Annotated in this window: 20 protein-coding genes and 1 tRNA gene; 12 read left to right on the top strand and 9 right to left on the bottom strand. The window is 39.3% G+C overall.

Translation table 11 applies throughout. The annotated features are described in order from the left end of the window. Window positions 1-23: 23 nt before the first annotated feature. Window positions 24-100, bottom strand: a tRNA-Met gene (locus AN392_RS02620). A gap of 224 nt (window positions 101-324) precedes the next feature. On the opposite strand from AN392_RS02620, the gene AN392_RS02615 reads away from it, so the two are divergent. The 4 genes from AN392_RS02615 (at window position 325) to AN392_RS02600 (ending at window position 4,754) form a co-directional block, all read left to right on the top strand. Then, the gene (locus AN392_RS02615; RefSeq protein WP_055011746.1) at window positions 325-1,878 is read left to right on the top strand and encodes a cryptochrome/photolyase family protein; all 1,554 of its coding nucleotides are present in this window, start codon (window positions 325-327) and stop codon (window positions 1,876-1,878) included. Between the two features lie 160 nt (window positions 1,879-2,038). Continuing rightward, window positions 2,039-3,052, top strand: coding sequence for a phospholipase (locus AN392_RS02610; protein WP_010391390.1), 1,014 nt, complete (start codon window positions 2,039-2,041; stop codon window positions 3,050-3,052). Further along, a complete protein-coding gene (locus AN392_RS02605; protein ID WP_055011745.1) occupies window positions 3,052-4,242 on the top strand; it encodes a peptidyl-prolyl cis-trans isomerase in 1,191 nt (396 codons plus the stop codon). Before AN392_RS02610 ends, AN392_RS02605 begins: the two co-directional genes overlap by 1 nt. Continuing rightward, a complete protein-coding gene (locus AN392_RS02600) occupies window positions 4,239-4,754 on the top strand; it encodes a hypothetical protein (protein ID WP_055011744.1) in 516 nt (171 codons plus the stop codon). Before AN392_RS02605 ends, AN392_RS02600 begins: the two co-directional genes overlap by 4 nt. Window positions 4,755-4,813: 59 nt before the next feature. Here the strand turns inward: AN392_RS02600 and AN392_RS02595 are convergent, their stop codons facing one another. Next, a complete protein-coding gene (locus AN392_RS02595; RefSeq protein ID WP_010391385.1) occupies window positions 4,814-5,260 on the bottom strand; it encodes an Hsp20 family protein in 447 nt (148 codons plus the stop codon). Window positions 5,261-5,552: 292 nt separating this feature from the next. On the opposite strand from AN392_RS02595, the gene AN392_RS02590 reads away from it, so the two are divergent. Continuing rightward, window positions 5,553-5,816 (top strand): GrxA family glutaredoxin, encoded by a 264-nt coding sequence (locus tag AN392_RS02590; RefSeq protein WP_008114535.1) that lies wholly within the window; start codon window positions 5,553-5,555, stop codon window positions 5,814-5,816. Between the two features lie 160 nt (window positions 5,817-5,976). Beyond that, on the top strand, window positions 5,977-7,806 hold the full coding sequence (locus tag AN392_RS02585; RefSeq protein WP_055011743.1) for a DEAD/DEAH box helicase: 1,830 nt from the start codon (window positions 5,977-5,979) through the stop codon (window positions 7,804-7,806). A 311-nt stretch (window positions 7,807-8,117) separates the two neighbouring features. Here AN392_RS02585 and AN392_RS02580 read toward each other — a convergent pair whose 3' ends face one another. The 5 genes from AN392_RS02580 to AN392_RS02560 all read right to left on the bottom strand — a co-directional run bounded on the left by AN392_RS02580 (window position 8,118) and on the right by AN392_RS02560 (window position 15,125). Beyond that, on the bottom strand, window positions 8,118-9,677 hold the full coding sequence (locus AN392_RS02580) for an AbgT family transporter (protein WP_010391381.1): 1,560 nt from the start codon (window positions 9,675-9,677) through the stop codon (window positions 8,118-8,120). 143 nt (window positions 9,678-9,820) lie between these two features. After that, window positions 9,821-10,096, bottom strand: coding sequence for a YfcL family protein (locus AN392_RS02575; protein ID WP_010391380.1), 276 nt, complete (start codon window positions 10,094-10,096; stop codon window positions 9,821-9,823). Between the two features lie 3 nt (window positions 10,097-10,099). Continuing rightward, the gene (locus AN392_RS02570) at window positions 10,100-11,242 is read right to left on the bottom strand and encodes an ATP-NAD kinase family protein (RefSeq protein WP_055011742.1); all 1,143 of its coding nucleotides are present in this window, start codon (window positions 11,240-11,242) and stop codon (window positions 10,100-10,102) included. Further along, on the bottom strand, window positions 11,232-11,786 hold the full coding sequence (locus AN392_RS02565) for an elongation factor P hydroxylase (protein ID WP_055011741.1): 555 nt from the start codon (window positions 11,784-11,786) through the stop codon (window positions 11,232-11,234). The genes AN392_RS02570 and AN392_RS02565 overlap by 11 nt, the downstream gene beginning before the upstream one ends. Before the next feature lie 153 nt (window positions 11,787-11,939). Beyond that, window positions 11,940-15,125, bottom strand: coding sequence for an HD domain-containing phosphohydrolase (locus tag AN392_RS02560; protein WP_055011740.1), 3,186 nt, complete (start codon window positions 15,123-15,125; stop codon window positions 11,940-11,942). Window positions 15,126-15,321: 196 nt separating this feature from the next. Between AN392_RS02560 and AN392_RS02555 the strand changes: the two genes are divergently transcribed. Continuing rightward, on the top strand, window positions 15,322-16,020 hold the full coding sequence (locus AN392_RS02555; RefSeq protein WP_055011739.1) for a 2'-5' RNA ligase family protein: 699 nt from the start codon (window positions 15,322-15,324) through the stop codon (window positions 16,018-16,020). A gap of 45 nt (window positions 16,021-16,065) precedes the next feature. On the opposite strand, the gene AN392_RS02550 is transcribed toward AN392_RS02555, so the two are convergent. Beyond that, a complete protein-coding gene (locus AN392_RS02550) occupies window positions 16,066-16,452 on the bottom strand; it encodes a DUF4112 domain-containing protein (protein ID WP_055011738.1) in 387 nt (128 codons plus the stop codon). A gap of 290 nt (window positions 16,453-16,742) precedes the next feature. Here AN392_RS02550 and AN392_RS18695 point away from each other — a divergent pair, with 290 nt between their 5' ends. The 5 genes from AN392_RS18695 (at window position 16,743) to AN392_RS02530 (ending at window position 19,353) form a co-directional block, all read left to right on the top strand. Further along, a complete protein-coding gene (locus AN392_RS18695; protein WP_235575562.1) occupies window positions 16,743-16,997 on the top strand; it encodes a carboxypeptidase-like regulatory domain-containing protein in 255 nt (84 codons plus the stop codon). Further along, entirely contained in the window at window positions 16,943-17,293 is a 351-nt protein-coding gene (locus AN392_RS18795; protein WP_308200103.1) for a DUF6795 domain-containing protein, read from the top strand. Before AN392_RS18695 ends, AN392_RS18795 begins: the two co-directional genes overlap by 55 nt. Beyond that, window positions 17,290-17,499, top strand: a complete 210-nt coding sequence (locus tag AN392_RS02540) for a hypothetical protein (protein WP_055011737.1) — start codon at window positions 17,290-17,292, stop codon at window positions 17,497-17,499. Before AN392_RS18795 ends, AN392_RS02540 begins: the two co-directional genes overlap by 4 nt. Window positions 17,500-17,570: 71 nt before the next feature. Continuing rightward, the gene (locus AN392_RS02535) at window positions 17,571-18,185 is read left to right on the top strand and encodes a DUF6795 domain-containing protein (protein ID WP_055011736.1); all 615 of its coding nucleotides are present in this window, start codon (window positions 17,571-17,573) and stop codon (window positions 18,183-18,185) included. A 13-nt stretch (window positions 18,186-18,198) separates the two neighbouring features. After that, window positions 18,199-19,353 carry a lipase family protein gene (locus AN392_RS02530; RefSeq protein ID WP_055011735.1) on the top strand — a complete coding sequence of 385 codons (1,155 nt, stop codon included), beginning with the start codon at window positions 18,199-18,201 and terminating at the stop codon, window positions 19,351-19,353. A 62-nt stretch (window positions 19,354-19,415) separates the two neighbouring features. On the opposite strand, the gene aroC is transcribed toward AN392_RS02530, so the two are convergent. Beyond that, the gene (gene aroC, locus AN392_RS02525; RefSeq protein WP_055011734.1) at window positions 19,416-20,513 is read right to left on the bottom strand and encodes a chorismate synthase; all 1,098 of its coding nucleotides are present in this window, start codon (window positions 20,511-20,513) and stop codon (window positions 19,416-19,418) included. Window positions 20,514-20,587 lie beyond the last annotated feature (74 nt).

Raw genomic sequence — 20,587 nt, 5'->3', positions numbered from 1 at the left:
AAGTTTAAACCTACTATTAAGATTGGTTGCGGGAGCCGGATTTGAACCAACGACCTTCGGGTTATGAGCCCGACGAGCTACCAGACTGCTCCATCCCGCGCCAATAGATAAAAAGCTAATAACTTAATATCGCTGTTAGTAAATTTTATAACCTACTAAACAATGGCCGCTATTATAAAGATGTACACCTAAATTAGCAACCACAATAAGTAATAAGTTGATAAAAAAAGCAATGCTGTTTATTGCTTTGCTCTATGATTAAAACGACATGTAGAAATCGATCGCTTTTTCAAATACAGCGTATAAAAGTAATTTTGGCTCATTATGAAAAAATTTAAAACCTTAAAACTAGTTTTAGGTGACCAGCTAAACCCCGCTCATTCTTGGTTTAAAGATAAATCCGATGACACGGTGTTTGTTATTGCCGAGCTCATGCAAGAAGCACACTATGTAAAACACCATGTGCAAAAAATATCAGCCTTTTTTAAAGCCATGGAAAACTTCGCTAATGCATTAAAAGATGCTGGCTTCAATGTTTTACATCTCACGCTAGATGACACCAAAGACGATGATGACTTACCCGCTCTTTTAACGCGTTTAGCCAAGCAGCATGAATGTACCTCTATTGAATATCAATACCCAGATGAGTACCGTTTAAAAACACAACTTCACGAATTCGCGACTAATAGCGAGTTAACGGTGAATGCCTGTGACAGCGAGCATTTTTTATTAGCATTTAACGACATAGATAAACGCTTTAAAAAAGATAAACACGTCACCATGGAGCATTTTTATCGGGCAATGCGTAAGCAGTTTGATATTTTAATGGAAGATGACAAACCTGCCGGTGGGCAATGGAACTTCGATGCAAATAACCGTAATAAGTTTTCAAAAAGTGATTTAGCCGATATTCCTGGGCCTAAATTATTTAAAAATGACGTGAGTGCCATTATTGAGCGCTTAGATTCGCATAACGTAGAATATTTTGGACAAATAGAAACTCAGTTAAGCTGGCCAACAACCCGTAAGCAAGCAATAAGTGCGCTTGATCATTTTTGTGCGCATTTACTACCTCGATTTGGTCAGTTTCAAGATGCGATGACAGATCAATGTCCTGATAAAGATACCTTTTATCACAGCCGGTTATCGTTTGCGTTAAATGCCAAAATTTTACACCCTCGCTATGTTATCGACCGCGTGGTTAAAGAGTTCCACCAACGTCAAGATGAAATATCTATTTCTCAGGTTGAAGGCTTTATTCGCCAAGTTCTGGGTTGGCGCGAATATGTGCGTGGCGTGTATTGGAAAAACATGCCCGATTACGCCAACAAAAACCAGCTTAATGCAACTCGTGTACTGCCGAGTTATTTTTGGAATGGTAAAACAAAAATGAATTGCTTAAGCCACTCATTAACACAAAGCTTAGACAGCGCGTATGCCCATCATATTCAGCGCTTAATGGTAATAGGCAATTTTTGTTTATTAACCGCCATCAGTCCCGATGAAGTGGATGAATGGTATTTAGGTGTTTATATCGATGCTATTGAATGGGTAGAAATGCCTAACGCCCGAGGGATGAGCCAGTTTGCTGACGATGGCATCATAGCCACTAAGCCTTATGCGGCTAGCGGCAACTATATAAATAAAATGAGCGACTACTGTAAAAGCTGCCAATACAAAGTAAAAGAAAAAGTGGGTAAAGACGCGTGTCCGCTAAACAGCCTCTACTGGCAGTTTATGCAAAAACACCGAGAACGACTTGAGAAAAACCCGCGAATAGGCATGGTTTATCGTAATTGGGATAAACAAGATGAATCATTGCGCCAAGAAACCTTAGAGCAAGCTAACAACTATTTAAATAATATTGAAAAGCTATAAATATAAATGCCGTCAATTGGCGGCAGTATCCTTGATAGTTAATATTAAAGTACCAAAATCAGGGAATATTGTTAATTAAATGTTTAATTTATTTGTCATGTCAGTGTAATGAGCTTATTTTTTAATAGCACCTCTTACTCCAAACTATGATGAGAATAAAATGAAAAAACAATTAATTGCAGCGACACTTTTATTACTCGGTACAAGCCAAGCTCAAGCTTTTAGTCAAGAAACTCACAAACGTATTGTTCTTGATGCCGTAAATTATATGCAGCAACACCCAGCCAGCACCGAATATGCTGCCCTACGTCAGTACGCTGCACAAAACAATCTGACAATCTCTGAATTAGCCGAGCTGCTGGGACAAGCTGCTTATGACGTAGATGACTTTGAAGACACCTTTTTCTGTGGTGCTATTACAGGTTCCTGTGTTCAAGCGCCAGTATGGGGAGCAGCGCAAAGTATAGTTAAATATACAAGCTATTGGCATTTTCAAAATCATACCCAAGGTGCAGACCAACATGGAAACGATTTTGGTGGTTATAATTATGAGAAGCTCACCGTTTGGGGCACTATTGATAATCTTGCATCTGCTTGGCTTAAAGGTGACTATCTTGATGATGGTAAAGGGGGGGAAACAGGTTGGTTCAATGCCGACTCTTCAAAATATAACAGTTATGGTGTAACAGAATCTCACTACAGAATCGATAGCAACTCAACCTATTCTATGTACGATGACTTTGAAGAAATGCCATTTCAACCTATCGATAATTTAGGCCAATATTGGTATCAAAGTTACTTACAAAGCGGAAATCCTCAAGTATTAGGGTTTGTATTTCATACTACTGATTTATTACAACCTCACCACACATGGACCACATCAGACCTTAACCACTCTAGCTGGGAAAGTTGGGTAAAAGATTACTATGATCAAGAGCAGCTCAACGATTTATCACTCGTTACTCAAGCAATGCAAACGTTCTCGCCTTTAGATAAAAATAGCCAAGATGTTCGCCCATTATTAACTCAAGGCGGTTCATTTTCTTATGCACAAGGTGGGATTGTACTCAACTCAGAAGATCATTTTGATCGCCTTAATATAGCTAAGCAAGTAGTGCCCCATGCAATAGCAATGGTGGTGCACTTATTAAACCACGCCATGGTTGCTCGCTAATGAAAAAAATGGCTATTTTAGTGATTACATTACTTGGGGCTTTTTACCACTCCCTAGTAATGGCCTCATTTACACAATACAGTAGTGATGAAGTTAATTTTATGCATCGTGCTTATTTAAAGCACAAACCTGAAATTACAATCAATGAAGTTAGAACTCGTCTGTATGAGAATCAGTTTTTATTACAACAAGCAACCCTAAAAACACCTGCGATAATAAAACGACAATCTGCCGTTGGTTTTAGTACTCAATACCATGTTGAACGTTACTTAAAAAATCTGTTCGATTCGCAGTTAGCTATAAAGGTACAGTCAAGTCAGGTAAAGCTTGACACTTATGATAGTCAATGGCTTAAACACACATTAGGGCCCTACCCTAAAAATGGCCAATATGTGCAAAGTTTGATTAAAAAAATGCAGCAGATCGATTTAACCCCTATTTTGTATAACTCTATTAATTTATATGAATTTATCGATGCACTATCAATGCAGGTACGTTTTAAACTCCATAGAGGAGATAGTGAGCTATTCAAAAGTGAATTAATAAAAAAACGGCAATTCAATATAGCGTTTTCAAAAGCCAAACCGATTTTGGCAAAACAGAATATTGATATTGAACATCTGTATGAAATAGCTAAAGGAGATATTTTGCGCCCCTCCATTCAAAGCTGGCTAGGCATAAATACAATGATGCACATGCAGAGCCCTGTTCTTGAAAAGCTAGAGAAACAAGTAAACAAAAGCGAAATTAAAGCGTTTTATCAAGCAAATAAATCGCAGTTTAAATTTTTAAGTCAGGTAAAGGCCCACGGAGCTCAATTTGCTAGTCGAGCCAATGCTGTAGACTTTCGCACGTTGGCGGATAACAAATCACTTGAACAAGCATTAGTAATATCAGGAAAACAAGATATATATGCTCAATACAATAATGAACTAAACCGCAAAAACAAAAGTAGTTGGGTTGTACAACTTGCGTTCACAATTAAAGAAAACACCATTTCTGCTATTATACGTACACCCAGTGGTGAATGGGTGGTGATACACAGTTATGAGCATCAGTTTGAGTACTTTTCGCCAGAAGACGAAACCGTTCGATACCAAGCAACAAAGGCCATCGCAAAACAAAAAGCGGCACAACAGTATGAAAATAACTGGCTCAAGTGGCAAAATAAGACGGGAGTAATTTTATGAGTAAAAAAATTTTCGTTTCTGTCATTGCTTTAGCTTGTGTTGGTATTTACACACTTTTTACTCACTATACTAGCAAACCAACAATAGAGAATATTGATGGCCTTAACCAAGCTAAAAGTGTCAAGCAAATAACGTCCCTTGAACTTACTGCTGCTGACATGACTCAAGAGTTGGAAAGCACGCAATTGAAAACGGTTGCAACTAGTAATACTAGCTCTCAGCCCTTACCAACAATAACCTCTGTGGCCTATTTACCCAACATAGTAAAAAATACTCAGCCAGTGGCTCAGTACAATGGTGATCTAAATAATCACCAGGCATATCAAGATTTCCACCTTGAACAGCAAAGACAGCTAGAACAACGTTTTGTTGTTGCTGCAAAAGCCAAAATATTAAAACTTGAAGACTTACTTGCTAAAGGCCGACAAAAAAAGCTTTCACAAGAACAACTACAAGTTGCAATAGATAAAATTAACGCTTTAAAACAAATGCAAATAGATTTAAAAGACTAACAACGCAAAAAGCCGCCAAATGGCGGCTTTTCACAGGGAAAATACGTGTGCTATCTAAGCTATTTACTTTCTAGCATATTGCCTGAGCCAATTTCAATTTTACGTGGCTTCAGCGCTTCTGGGATCTCACGTTCAAGGTCGATGCTTAGTAAGCCGTTAGCTAGGTCTGCGCCAAGTACTTTAACGTGGTCACCTAACTGGAACTTACGCTCAAAGTTGCGCTCGGCAATGCCTTGATGAATGAATTTACGTTCATCGTTTTGATCTTTACCTGCTTTAGTGCCTGATACAACTAACGTGTTGTTTTCAGATTGCAGGCTTAACTCGTCTTCACTAAATCCAGCAACTGCCATAGTGATACGGTATTTGTCTTTATCAAGTGCTTCGATGTTGTATGGAGGAAAACTTGGCTGCTTGTCAGTTCGTGCAGCGGCATCCATTAATGATGCTAAGTGATCGAAACCAATGAATGAACGGTATAGGGGTGATAAATCTACTGTACGCATAATAATATCCTCATATTTAAGCGATATATTGCTGCCACTTTTCGTTTGAACAAGTAACGGCAAAATTTAATTAATAATATAACTTTCAAATAGTTCTGTTTAAATGAAGACCCATCAGGCGTCCTCAAATAACTATTTATGGGCGGACAATTTTATTTCAAGATTTTTTATAAAATATTTTTTATTTTTTTTTTACAGGCCCTAAAAAAAGCGAACACAATAATCGTTTTTTTGCACTGTAATAAATAATGAAATTAGTTACACTAGGATCAATTAATTTGAGGAGAGCGTTATGTTAACAGTAATTTTTGGCCGTGAAGGCTGCCCTTTTTGTGTTCGCGCTAAAGATGTTGCAGAGCAACTTGCTAATGACCGCGATGATTTTAAATACCGCTACATCGACATCATCAAAGAAGGTATCAGTAAAGAAGATTTAGAGAAATCTGCAGGCAAACCATGCCCGACTGTGCCACAAATTTTTGTAGACCAAACACACATTGGTGGTTTTACTGAATTTGAAGCCTATGCCAAAGAAAACCTAGGCCTTTACCAGTAAATTTGTAGGTATATTGTTAACCAGCTTAATTAACGCACAACTTGAGCTGGTTAAATTTCGACCAACATCAACCACATATAAATTAGTTGTAATTTATACAAGCATTTGCCTCGTATTTCCTATACAATGCGCGCCTCTTTAAATTCGTTGAGGCGTATTAATGTCAGAACCAGTCACGTTTGAATCTCTAAATCTTTCTCCTGCAATTTTAAAGGCAGTTGAAGAGTTGGGTTACAAGACACCATCTGAAATCCAAGCTCAATGTATACCGTTATTGCTAGAAAGAAAGGACGTACTGGGACTAGCACAAACGGGTACAGGTAAAACAGCAGCATTTGCACTGCCATTACTAAATAATATTGACCCGTCTGTGAAACAGCCACAGATCCTTGTACTCACACCAACCCGTGAGCTTGCGATCCAAGTAGCTGAGGCATTTGAACAATATGCAAAACACACTCGTGGTGTTGAAGTACTGGCACTATATGGTGGCCAGAGCTACAGCATCCAGTTGAGCGCACTTCGTCGTGGCGCACAGATTATTGTTGCTACACCGGGTCGTTTAATCGATCACATAAACCGTGGCACTATCAAGTTTGATGCTTTACAAGCACTTGTACTTGATGAAGCCGATGAAATGCTACGTATGGGCTTTATCGATGATGTTGAAAACATCATGGAAAAAACGCCGCGTGAAAAGCAAACATGTCTTTTCTCTGCGACTATGCCTAAGCAAATTCAAAACATCAGCAGCAAATATATGAACAATCCTGAACAGGTTCATATTTCTGCACGCAACTCAACTGTATCGTCAGTAGAGCAAGTGTTTTGGAATGCACACGTACATAAAAACAAAGCCATTGTTCGTTTCTTAGAAGCAGAACAATATGAAGGTGCTATTGTTTTCGTACGTACACGTAACGATACAGTTCAACTAGCTGAGTTATTAGAGCGCGAAGGTTTCTCTGCTGCTCCACTTAACGGTGACATGAACCAGCAAGCGCGTGAGCGCACAGTTGATCGTTTAAAAAGCGGCATGCTAAACGTTGTTATTGCAACAGACGTAGCGGCACGTGGTCTTGATGTAGACCGTTTAAGCTTAGTTATCAACTACGACATTCCACAAGATTCTGAAGCCTACGTTCACCGTATCGGCCGTACAGGTCGTGCTGGTCGTACTGGTAAAGCGATTCTTTTCGTTAAGCATAACGAGCGTTATTTACTTAAAAATATCATTCGTCATACTAAATCTGAAATCGCACAAGTTGAATTACCAACAGCTAAAGTTGTTGAAGAGAAACGTATCAATGCGCTTCAAGAAAAGCTTACGCTTGCACTTGAAAACAAAGATATTACTTTCTTCAACGAAGTGGCTGCCAACATGGCACAAAAACTTGAGCTTGCTCCTGAAGACTTAGCGGGTGCATTACTGTGTTTAGCACAGCAACAATCACCAATTAAAGTTGAAGAAGTTAAGATTCAACCGCGTGAGCGTAACGAACGCAACCCTCGCAACGACCGTAATGATCGTGGTGACCGTAGTCGTCGTAACGAACGTGGCGGTGAGCGCGCTGAGCGTAAACCTCGCGAGCGTAATAGCCGTGATGCAGGTCCTATGGATACGTACCGTATCGAAGTAGGTCGTGAGCATGGTGTTCAGGTTAAGAACATTGTTGGCGCAATTGCTAACGAAGCAGACATTTCAAGCAAGTTTATTGGTGACATTCGTCTTCACGACAGTCACAGTACGGTACAATTACCGCAAAACATGCCTAAAGATGTACTTGATCACTTCCAAAAAGTGTTTATTTGTAAACGCCCAATGGGTATGACATTAACACAAGATCAAGGCCCTTCTGAGCCACGCGGCGAGCGTTCTGAACGCCCTGCTGGTGACAAGAAGCGTAGCTTTAATAAAGATGGCCAACGCCCTGATAAGCGTAGCGGCCCTCGTAAAGAACGTCGCCCAGTTAGCTTTACCGCTAAGTAAGCAACGACTCTTTAGTAAAAAAACCTTGCCACGAAAGTGCCAAGGTTTTTTTGTGTCTAGAATTCAGGTATCAGGTCAGCTTAAATTTCATAACTCGCTAACTCGCAGCCAACTTTTATGAGCTTTAAAGTGCAGTGTACCTACACCTCTTTGTAAATAATTCACTTAGCCCGTTCCCCACAGCTCGAACCTCGTGACCCGCCCCCACTAGCCTTTGATACCTCAAACCTCTTTATGAATAATGCATTTAACACAAAAAAGCCCCACCAGTTCATGGTGGGGCTTCTACTTTTTTATAGCGATTATATTTGTTAAGGCGCTACTGCTGGGTACACGTAGCTGGCATCAAGTCCTAATGGGATACCGAGTGCCCAGTAGCCTAGCAAGAAGATACTCCAACCGATCATAAAGGCGATTGAATACGGTAGCATCATCGCGATAAGCGTACCTATGCCTGTGCCTTTAACGTATTTTTGGCAGTACACCACCACCAGCGGGAAGTATGGCATTAGCGGGGTGATAATATTAGAGCTAGAATCTCCCACACGGTACGCTGCTTGCGTTAAGTCTGGCGAAATACCGAGCTGCATTAGCATAGGTACAAATACCGGACCTAATAGTGCCCACTTAGCCGAGCTTGAACCAACAAACAAGTTTACAAAACCAGTTAGGAAAATAATCCCTACTACCGTTACAGAGCTCGGTAACTCCATTGCTTTTAATACTTGAGCCCCTTCAATTGCCAGTAAAGCACCTAGGTTTGATTTACTAAATGCAGCAATAAATAATGAACAAAAGAATGCCATAACAATGTAATACGCCATACCATTCATGGCTTTGCTCATCGCATCTATCATGTCTTTAGAGCTTTTAAAGGTGCCTACGGTAAAACCATATACTGCGCCTGGGATCCAAAACAGTAAGAAGATTAGCGGCACTATTGACTGCATTAATGGTGAACTAAAGTTTGTTAAAGAGCCATCGCTGCTGCGCATCGCTGAATCAGCGGGTGCAGATACATACGCTAATAACGCAATACCTGCAATCATTACGGAACTGGCAATAAGAAAGGCGCGCTTTTCGTCACTACGGGCATCTTCAAATGCTGGTAGGTCTTGAGTTTCGCCATCAACTGGTGAATTTTTTAAACGTGGTTCAATAATTTTATCGGTGATATACCAACCTAGCATCACAATAAATAAACTTGATGCTGAAGCAAAGCCCCAGTTATTAAGCGGGTTAATGCTCATTGTTGGATTAATAATTTGTGCTGCACTTTGCGTAAAACTTTGCAGTAATGGGTCAATCCCAGATGGGATAAAGTTAGCCCCAAAGCCACCACTTACCCCGGCAAATGCCGCTGCAATACCGGCAAGCGGATGACGACCTGCTGCAAAAAATATTACCCCAGCAAGTGGAATAACCAGCACATACCCTGCATCGGTAGCCGTATGGCTCACAATAGCTACCAAAATAATTGAGGGTGTTAGTAATTTTCTAGGCGTTACTTTGAGCATTAATTTAAGGCCGGTATTAATAAAGCCCGAATGCTCTGCAACGCCTACACCTAGCATAGCAACCAGTACGACACCCAGTGGCGCAAAACCGGTGAATGTTTTTACCATAGAAGATAAAAAAGTGGCCAACGAATCGCTGGCAAGCATGTTATTAATAATAATGGCTTCGCCAGTACGAGGGTCTATTGCATCAAATGTTACGCTTGAAAACCACCAAGACAAAAACCAGATTAATAACATGGCAAACAAAAAGATAATTGCTGGATCAGGAAGCTTATTACCTACCCGCTCAACAAAATTTAAAAATCGCGCAACTATGCCAGTTGGCATTGTCGCATCATTATTGTTATTCATTTCACTTGTTCCCTAGAATTTAGACTGTGCTACTTTAGCGTATCTAAGGAATGAGGTAAATTTTAACTGAATAAACAAGTTCTTTTTTAGGCACAAAAAAACGCGGCTCAGTAGCCGCGCTATTTTTAATGAATAAAAAAAGCTTATGCGAGTGCTTTTACTTCATCCCATATTCTTACTACGAGTGCTTTATCATCTTCATTAAGTTCGCCATTGCGATAAGCTTTTACTAAGCTTTTTTCAACCGTGTCGTTTAGTTCTGCAATTTCTAGATTTAATTCTTCAACTTGTGCATAACCTACGGCTAAATCAAAGTGGCCGCGTAAATAACCGCCGGCAAATAACTCGTCATCGGTTGCTTTTATCACTAAATCATCAAAATATTGCTGCGCAGCATCTATGTAATTTACTAAACTCATGTGTTACTTCTCCTCTGGGTGCAGCCCATCTTGATGACCTACTGCATACATAATATGGTCGTTAAACCCACTGGTTACACGTATATAACCGCTTAATTCATCATCTAATTTGCTATCACCGGTATCACAAATCAGCGGTCGGCCATTTAAAGCCTGTAATTTTGTTTTAGTAGCCACCACAATAATATTATCGCGGCCTATCGCTTTAATTAACGCAGGGCTGAGTTGTTGATTGCCTCGACCAAAAATATGCCCTTGGCCGCCAATTAGGGTGATCACTAACTTTGTTTCACGTTCTTTGGTAAGTTCAAGAAGTTGCTGGGCTGTTAGGTCTTGGCCTACTAAGGCTTGATCTTCAACTAAATCAACACCGAGTAAGGTGTTTTCAAGCCCCATCTCTTCCATCACTGCGCCAACGGTAGAGCCACTACCCATGACATAGAGGGTATCGGCATCCATTTCACTAACGACATAAGCAGCAATATCTGCTAGCACTAGCTCGTCAGTTTCTTTACCGCCATTTTTTACCGCTTGCACATAGCGCACTTCACTGGGTACTTGCATTTCACCATAACGTCTTGCTTTTACTGTTCCTTGGCGAAAAGCCACTTCATCAATGTCCATTACATCTGCATCGCTTAATGTTACCAGTTCACCTTTAACCAGCATTTCAACTACGCGCCCAGCCGCTTTTGGCGTTATGGCATACACGCCGGAATGAATTTTACACCCAGCAGGAATACCCAACACGGGTACCGAGTCTTCTACAGCATGGCAAATGTTGCGCGCCGTTCCGTCGCCACCAGCAAATAAGATTAAATCTACACCTTGTTGCTGTAATAAACGAGCTGCAGCTTCGGTATCGTCACTGGTTGTGGGTGAGTTACTTTGATAAACCACTTGCGTATTAAAGCCCAACGCTTTTGCTGTTTGCTCCCCCATTTCATCATTAACAGTATAAATAGTAATGTTTGATTGATGAGGTACAAGCACTTCAAGTGCAGCTTTAGTGCGGCTATTTGACTTAGGCTCTGCACCTAATGCAATGGCTTTAGCAGCGGTGTCTTCACCGTCACTGCCCTTAAGCGCAACACTACCACCGAGCCCTGCGACCGGATTTACAATCAATCCTAACTTAAACTGCATCTTTTAACTCCTCGGGAGAATGCCATGAAAACTGCGCAGCATGTAATGGCCACGTGGTGTTATAAAATTTACACAGTGCTTTTAATAGTAAGGTTGTTCTTGGGTTAAACCCGTTTTGCAATAACTCTAATAACTTTGCATGAACGCGAGACTGAAACGCAAATCGACATGTTTGCTCACCATTTAAATTATCTACCGATACGTTAAAATCAAACCCGGCAGCCACACTCAATGCCCACTCTATTGCTTGAGGTTTTACCTCTACTGATTCAAACTCCGCTTGCTGTGAAGCATCGCGCCCATCAGGGCAATACCAATAACCATAATCTTCAACTAAGCGGCGCTGAGAACCTGCCACTAACCAATGGGCTATTTCATGCAATGCGCTGGCATAAAAACCATGGGCAAACACAATTTGATGATGCGGGGTTGTATCATTTGCGGGAATGTAAATAGGCTCATGCTCACCTTTTACCAAACGCGTGTTATAGCTTTGGTAAAAAGTGTGTTCGAAAATAGAAATTAGATCAGCTACTTGGTGCATAAATACTTCGTATACTCGTTTGAACCCGATGCTTTAAAGACAGATGAAATTAGTATAAAGCACACTAAAAACGAAGCGAATTGTACGTACTTTTATCTACAAAGTAAAAAACAAGCGATTTAATTTTATCGCTTTGACCATCACCGATCACTGCTAGGTTATATATTTAGAAATATCTACTTCATCTATTTGTTCAGCATTGAGATAGCGCTTAGCATAATCAAGATAAATACCTGAACTTAAAAATAATTCAAATACGGCTTTATCAACATGATGATCGGCCACCATTTTAGCTAATATACCAATGGACTCACTGAGTGTTTTTGCCTTTTTATAGGGCCTGTCGGCTGCTGTTAATGCTTCAAAAATGTCAGCAAGTACCAGCACCCGTTCAGGTATCGATAAATCATCGGCACTTAGTTTACGAGGATAGCCAGTTCCTTTTAATGTTTCATGGTGAGTAGAGGCAAAACGCGGGACACGCTCCAACTCTTTAGGAAACGGTAATGTATCGAGCATACGTATGGTACTTATAATATGCTCATTAATTTTAAACCTATCTTCTGCGGTAAGGGTGCCTCTAGAAGTTTGTAAATTATAAAGCTCCCCTAAATTATATTTATATTTACACGGAGCAATTTTTATTCCTAAACGCTCGTCATATTCAATCGGTTTATCATGAGGAATTAAATGCCAAGGCTTATCGCTGAGTAGCTTTTCAGTAGCAGGCAGCGTGTCACTCGTTTGTGCATAGCGATACATTTCGACAGGTGAAAGCCCTAGCTTATCGTCAAAGTGCCGCACCCAAGTAACATTGCTTAGCAAGGTTAAACGCTCAAGCGAGGCTGCTGTGATTTTTTCGCCGCCAATATTACACTGTGCAATAAAGGCAAAATCGTCCAGTAATTGTTGATGTTTAGCTGTCAACTGCTTAGCTAGCTCACTCTGATTTTTTGGGGTTTGTTGCAATGACTTGTAGTAATCAAGCTCGGCATCTCGCCAAAGGACTTCAAACCGTGTTCTTACTTCATGAATACGATTATAAATCACTTCCAACTTAGTGCCTTTATCGACAATGTGCTCTGGAGTAGTTATTTTACCGCAATCATGTAACCAAGCAGCTAAGCTAAACTCTTCAATCTCCTCATCACTTTTAAATTTAAACGTTTGAAAGGCAGGTAACTCTGATTCTGAAGCGGCTTTAGCAAGCTCAATACCTAGCTCTGGGACACGTTCGCAGTGCCCCGCAGTGTAGGGAGACTTATCATCAATTGCTTGAGCTATAAGCTCAACAAACGAAGCCATGAGTGCTTTTTGGCTTTCTTCGTGTTGTTGTATCGACTTGCTCATTTCGACCATAGAGCTGGCTAAAGTATTAATTTCTTTAATATGACTTTTTAAGGTTGAGACTTGCTTAAACTGACGATTTTTAATTTTATTATTTTCACCCACCAGCGTTTTAATTGGGGCAACAATGGGGGATGCAAAAAACCACGACACAGGTAATATCAAAATAAGGCAAACAGCAGTAATGATAAGAGAAAGCTTTATTTTTTTCCGTGTAGAACTCAATACATCTTCTTTAGAAACCATAATGGCTAAGTAACCTGTACTGGCTAGCGATAAATAGTCAGATAAAGGCTTAATAAATACATACTGTTCTTTGCCATTAATATGCACTAACTTTAAATTAGAGAAATTACTATCATCGTCTAATAAAGTAATTAATTGCTCATAGGGGACAGTGCCCACAACTTTTGATTTTTTCTCTGGATTAGTATTAAGCCATTTATCACTAAGTTGTTGTTTAAATTGCATAGGCAGTTGCGTGGCTGCATAGTCAAACAAGGCTTTTAATTGAGCGTCTTGGTTATGAAATAATAAGTGATAGTCATTTGAAAAAAGCGCGGCACTTTCTTCATCTAGTTGATTATACTGAACCCCATCAATAAAAAATTGTTGTTGGATATATTGTAATACCGCCTTGCTGTCTATTCCCGCATAGGTATCACCATTGGCTACATGCGTTAACAACGTTTTTGTATTGGGAACCTCTACTAAGTTAATTTCTGGAAATTGCGCTTGCAATGTTTTTACAATTGACCAGCCCTCACCCACTGCAACTGACTTACCAGCAAGTTGCTGTATGTGGGTGATTGGTGGGTTGCTCTGATGGTTAACAATACTCAAAGGCAAATTTACCATGGGTGTACTAAGCATACCTAAGGTATTATTCGTTGTGGTATTAACTACAGGATGAAGTACATCTATCTGATTATTTTTAAATAAATTAAGTAATTCTTGCCAACTAAGTCCATTAACATAATTTATCTTAATACCCAGTAGCTGCGCAATCGCATTGATATATTCAATACTGTAGCCATTGGGCGTACCACTAACACTAAAGTCCATAGGGGCCCAATTTGTTTCGTTTGATACTGTAATAGTCGGGTATTGTGTAATTACTTTTTGCTGTTGCTCGCTTAGCGTTAATTGTTTCAAGCTTTTGTTTTTATCAACCTTATCTTTCTGATTTGAAGCAACAATCTCTCCTTCTCGATTATATATAAATAACTGCGCAGAGTTATGCATATCTAACTGCTGCTGTTGTGTTAATAAATAATTAGAAATATTATCGACCATAACTCCAAGAGCTAACACATGGTCTTTGCCTTTGGTTTTAATCGAGTAGGTTTGGCCTGAAGTTTGTAAATGCGAGAATAAGTAAGGTTTAGTTTTATTCACCTGCTCTGAATTTGCTTGTTTAAACCACGTTTGCTCTCGAGGATCAAAAAACGTCGGTTTATTGGTTTGTTTTCTTAAGTTAAAATCAGCATCAAAGTAGTACCTGTGTTCTATCCTTTGCCCTTTTTCGGTTTTAATATGGATCACAACCCACCGGTCATTATCAACCGTATTTAAACGCTCTCTGACTATTTTACCACTCTCAAGATTGATAATTTCATAAAAGTCTCCGTTGCTATAGCCCATAGAAAATGCGTAAAACAAAGGGTTTAATTCCATTATTTCGCTCAATACATTACGCAGCTCTGTTTTGTCTGAAAAGTTATTACCTACTAGTGAAGTATTTTTAACCATCATATTTAAAGTATTTTCAGATTTTTCATTGATGCGTGATAGGTAATCAGCAACAGATTGCGTGGTCATATTGAAATGCAGCAGGTTAGACTCTAGTGCCATTTTTTCGCTGAAGTAATACTGTAAACTAGTGGCTATAATGGCGGTAATAGACGTTGCCAATACAAATACAGCCACAACCGTTAAACGAATAGAAAAGCGCACTGTTCTTTTTAACTTATTTAACGCTTTAAATATCATTGAACTTTCCTTGAAGCACTTTTAAGAGCAATAAATACAGAGAGTTGAATACTGCTAAAAACAATATTTATAATCCGTATGGAGCTAAAGTAATATTAGTCACAAAATCAAAAATATAAAACTTTACGCACTTATTTACTGATCACTTAATTGCGCTTACCATATGCCAACCAAAAACCTAAATTGACTCACTCTTATGGTTAAACAACACAGCTCTTTTTCGTGGCTATTTATCTCTTTTACTTTTTTAACACTCTTGGCTACTTCTGCCAGCAGTTATGCAAAAAGCATAAGTATTAACGTATTTGCTATTCCTTCTAAGCCTATTGTTGAGTTAGTCGCTAACACCAGCGATAAATTAGCTACGCACCAAATTACTACGTTTTACCAACAAGGGTTACCCGTGCATGCCACCTTGTATTTAACGGATTACCCACTTGAAGCACAAAACGAAATTAAGCAAATGGTAGAGCGCATTGTAAAAGAACATCAGTCGTTTGAGATAAAAGCCAATGGATTTAGTGTGTCACCAAGTAATTGGGCATTTATAAATTTAGAAAAATCATATCAATTACAACGATTGGCAGATGAGATTACCCTTAAGCTTGAGCCGCTTCGCGATCATCAAGCACCAGTGCCAAGTTGGGTAAAGCATTACCCTAATAAACTTGTGGCTTTTGAACGTTATGGCAGCCCTAATGTATTTCAAAATTTTCAGCCGCATTTAACCCTACTTGCAAATGAGAAAAATCCTGCATTAGCGTTAGTACAAAAAGCGCTGCACGCTGAGCCGCCGCAGGCACAAGGGGAAATAATTGGGATTGGAATTGGAGTGTCTGATCAATTTGGTCAACAAAAAGAAATACTCGCTAAGTACTTTTTTGATGCCAAATAAATAGTTAATAACAGGGCTAATTACACACGTTGTAACTAATAATGTTTATAGGTTTGTGGTTAGCTTATCTGTTAAATGTTTTTTAAGTATGCGGGTGTTACGCGTATTTGCTTTAAACATGGCATCAAAAATATCTCCAAAAAATGGAATGAGCCCGCCAACAAAATCAATCAACATATTTATAATAATACGGCTTTTTACTCGCTTGCTAACACCTAAGCGCTGCGCTTCAATTAGTACATAGCCAGATAAAATAAGCCCTGCTAAATCACCTATCACAGGTAAAAGCCCAATCAGCGACTCTACACCAAATTTAAATTTAGTAAACGGAATACCAATGCTACTATCGGTAAAGCGGCTAAACTCTTCGAGTCGTTTTATGGTGGCTTTATATTCAGTTTGTGAGATGGAAGCTTGATTGTTTTTTTGCATACTAACAGCTCTCTTATTTTTAGGTGCGCTGAGCACATTTAAATTATTGAGCGGCAATAAAGATGTATAGCCTGTATATACTAAACGCAATACTTTACACTAAAAGTATCAAAGTTCGAGGCTATATAAAAGCTTACTGTAGATTCATTTTAAATAGTGTACTCTCATCTTTAAAGTCCAATAATATGCAAGGATTGCCTATAAATAAATCTAGTTACAGCCCTCAATTCACTATTTTGTTTATTATTGCATATTTGATTATTTTCCCAGTCATTAGTCAAGGAGGAGATATGTTTAGCTGGTTCAAAAAGAAAAAAGAAGTATTTCTAAGCCCTGAAGTCAATGGTGTTGTTACAGACAATGGTACACCGGTTGCCAACTTAGAAATCATTCGCTCATTAATCTACATAGATGAAAAAGTCCACCGAGATACTGCTAACACAGATCAAAATGGGCGCTTTCATTTTCCCAAAAAAACAATTTTCCCTCGATTCCGAATAAACTTATCGTTGAAAACCGTATTTCCCAAGAAATATTTATCCTAAATGATGATAATAAAATTGAGCTCTGGAGTGCTAATCAGTCTGGAATTAAAGAAATACCTGAATATACCAACAGATTAGCATTCATAAATTGCGAAATAACAAATAAATTAGTCAGGTTTGAATTCAAAAATTACAATAATGAGCATTTAAATAGGATAGCCTCCAGTATTTGTAGATGGGAAGATGACTATATACCAACACATATAATAGAGAACGGAGAGATAAAGTACAAAATACATGATGGAGATTTCAATAAGATTACAGAGCTTTTTACAGAGAAGGAGGTTGAGTTATGAATAATAAGTTGGCACCTAGCACAGCTGCGAGCGTTGCGGCAAGAGTATTTAATATAAGAAAAAGTAACAGTTATAAAAGAGAGTTTGAAATAGATTTTATTGAAAACTTTAAAGTCACCAACAAACAAATAAAAGACGTTAGTGGCGGTTTAATCAATCAACTGCTAAATCTGGTTACTCAAATTACAGGCTCTCTGAGAGGTTAAAAAGAGGGCATTTCACTTTACATGTGTTTTATTCTCAATTAGAGTTCAATAAAAATATGCAAGGATTGCCTATGAATAAATCTAGCTATAGCCCTCGATTCATTATCTTATTAATTCTTGTTTGTGTGATTATTTTTCCAGCCATTAGTCAAGGAGAAGATATGTTTAGCTGGTTCAAAAAGAAGAAAGAAGTATTTTTAAGCCCTGAAGTCAATGGGGTTGTTACAGAGAATGGCACACCAATTGCCAACTTAGAAATAATACGATCATTAATCTACATAGATGAAAAAGTCCACCGAGATACTGCAAGCACAGATCAAAATGGACGTTTTCACTTTCCCAAAAAAACGATCCTTTCCTCAATACCAAATAAGCTAATAGTTGAAAACCGTGTTTCGCAAGAAATATTTATTGAAAATAATGACACCTTAATCCCCCTTTGGATTGCAACTCAGTCAGGTATTGATGAAGTCCCTGAGTATAGTAAAAAACTATCACTTTTAAATTGTGAAATAACTAATCCTCACGTTGTATTTGAATTTAGAAATCAAAAGAATATACACCGTAACTATGTAGCACAAAGTATTTGCCGATGGGAAGAAGACTTTTTACCTTATAAACTTTTAAAAGGTGGTAAAGAGTACCAGATAAATAACTACGACTTAACAGATTTAACTGAAAGATAAAAGGAAGATTGACATGGAAAAAGTCCAAGCAATATTACCCCCAAATATAGCTGCCACTATAGCGGCTAGAGTTTATGATATAAGAACATCTACGTCATTTTCAAAAGAATTAGGACAAAGTTTTGATAGAGATTTTAAAATCACCAACAACCAAATTAAAGGTGTTAGTGGTGGCTTAATCAATCAACTTCTAAACCGCACTACAGGTTTCGCTTTAACTGCAGAAGGTGCATCACAACAATTTGAAGGCCACCATATTATTGGCATTCGTGGTACCGTTTTTACTTCCTGCGCTGATTGGCTAACAAACTTAAACGTAGCAATTACCCATGGCCCTAAAAACTTAGAAGTGCACTCAGGCTTTGAAAAAGCCTTTACCAGCATGAAGCCGATGTTTGCAAGTTATGTCAAACAGCATAAGCCTAAATGTTTGCACCTTGTTGGCCATAGTTTAGGTGGTGCGATTGCCCAACTATCAGCAATATGGGCAAGTGATCAAGGTATTCCCACCAATTTATATACGTTTGGTGCGCCAAGGGTAGTGCTAAATCATTCGGTGCATTCAGCTGCACACAATGTTGGTCAGTACCGTGTAACGCACGGTGCAGATCCTGTACCCTGCGTACCAGCTTGGCCATTTAGTCATACCTCAAGCGAATACCAAACGGCGATGAATGAAGGATCGTTTTTTAATATTGGTGCACACTCTATGGAAGAAAACACACCCGGTTATGTTAATACTGTAGCTGCACACAAAGATTATGGAAGCATGGAAAGCTCACTAAAAACTCTTCACTATAATCATACAGTTTTAAAATATGCTCTGCGCTATAACGTGACATTCTCACTTAGATGGCAGCGAATTATTACCGATGGCTTAATTACCTTTTTAAAGAAAACTGGCCAATACGCCTTTATTTCTGCACAAGCAGGTCTTAGCGTTGGGTTAACTTTTTATGATATTTTAGCGCGATGCTTACATGAATCTGTGGTTAAGTTTGTAGAGCTTACAGAAGAGTTAAAGGGTTTAATTGGCCATATGCTTGCTTTTGTAGGTAAAGCGTCATACGAGGTAGTAGAGCTCACAACTCAATTTATCCGTTGGGTGTTAGGTTTAATGATTAAAAAACTCTATATGGTTGCGAAACAAGCCATTGACCGTATTTAAGTATAGTCAGTTATGTAAGTGCGGCATCAAATATCAGCCGCATTTATTATAATTAAAGGCGCTTAAATAGCGCCTTTAATTGGCCCATGTTCGTGGTTTACATGCGGGTTTTGACCGCGTTGACGAAGTAAATGATCCATTAAAGTAATGGCCATCATAGCCTCAGCAATCGGAATAGCACGAATGCCTACACAAGGATCGTGACGACCTTTGGTGATCATCTCAACCGCTTCATTTTCGGTATTAATACTATTACCGGGAATAGTAATGCTTGATGTTGGTTTAAGCGCAATGGATGCGATTATATCTTGCCCCGTTGAAATACCTGCCAATACGCCACCGGCATGATTTGAGGTAAAGCCATCAGGGGTTAACTCGTCGCGGTGCTCTGAGCCTTTTTGTTCAACTACATCAAAGCCGTCGCCAATTTCAACGCCTTTTACTGCGTTAATACTCATTAAGGAATGTGCAAGTTCGGCGTCAAGGCGGTCAAATACGGGCTCACCTAAGCCAACAGGTACATTTTTAGCCACTACTTTTACTTTGGCACCCACTGAGTCGCCTTGCTTTTTAAGCTCCCGCATATATTCGTCAAGCGCTTCAAGCTTACTTGCATCAGGGAAGAAGAATAAGTTGTTTTCCACTTCGTCCCAATCGTAGTTTTCGGCTTTTATTGGCCCTAATTGGCTCAAGCACGCGCGTATTTCAATACCATGAAACTGCTTTAAATACTTTTTAGCAATGGCGCCAGCCGCAACCCGAATAGCGGTTTCACGCGCAGATGAGCGGCCACCACCACGGTAATCGCGTAGGCCGTATTTGTGCCAGTAGGTATAATCACCATGACCTGGACGAAATACGTCTTTAATTTTGCCATAATCTTGTGAACGTTGATCGGTATTTTCAATTAATAAACCAATGCTGGTACCGGTGGTTTTACCTTCAAAAACGCCCGCTAAAATTTTAATTTGATCGCTCTCACGGCGCTGCGTGGTATAGCGACTTTGCCCAGGCTTTCGACGGTCTAAATCGTGTTGTATGTCGGCCTCTGTTATCTCAAGGCCTGCGGGCGTACCGTCCACTACGCCGCCTAATGCAACGCCGTGGCTTTCGCCAAAGGTGGACACTTTAAATAACTGCCCTATGCTATTACCTGCCATTAACTTTCCTCATTCCTAATGACTTATAGCCGAGAATTAACTCGGCTATTGTTTTGCCCAGCCATTTGGGATGA

It is taken from the genome of Pseudoalteromonas sp. P1-16-1b, assembly GCF_001401785.1.
Lineage (GTDB): Bacteria > Pseudomonadota > Gammaproteobacteria > Enterobacterales > Alteromonadaceae > Pseudoalteromonas > Pseudoalteromonas undina.
The sequence above is the reverse complement of the archived record's forward strand: the minus strand, read 5'-3'. Positions and strand labels throughout refer to the sequence as shown.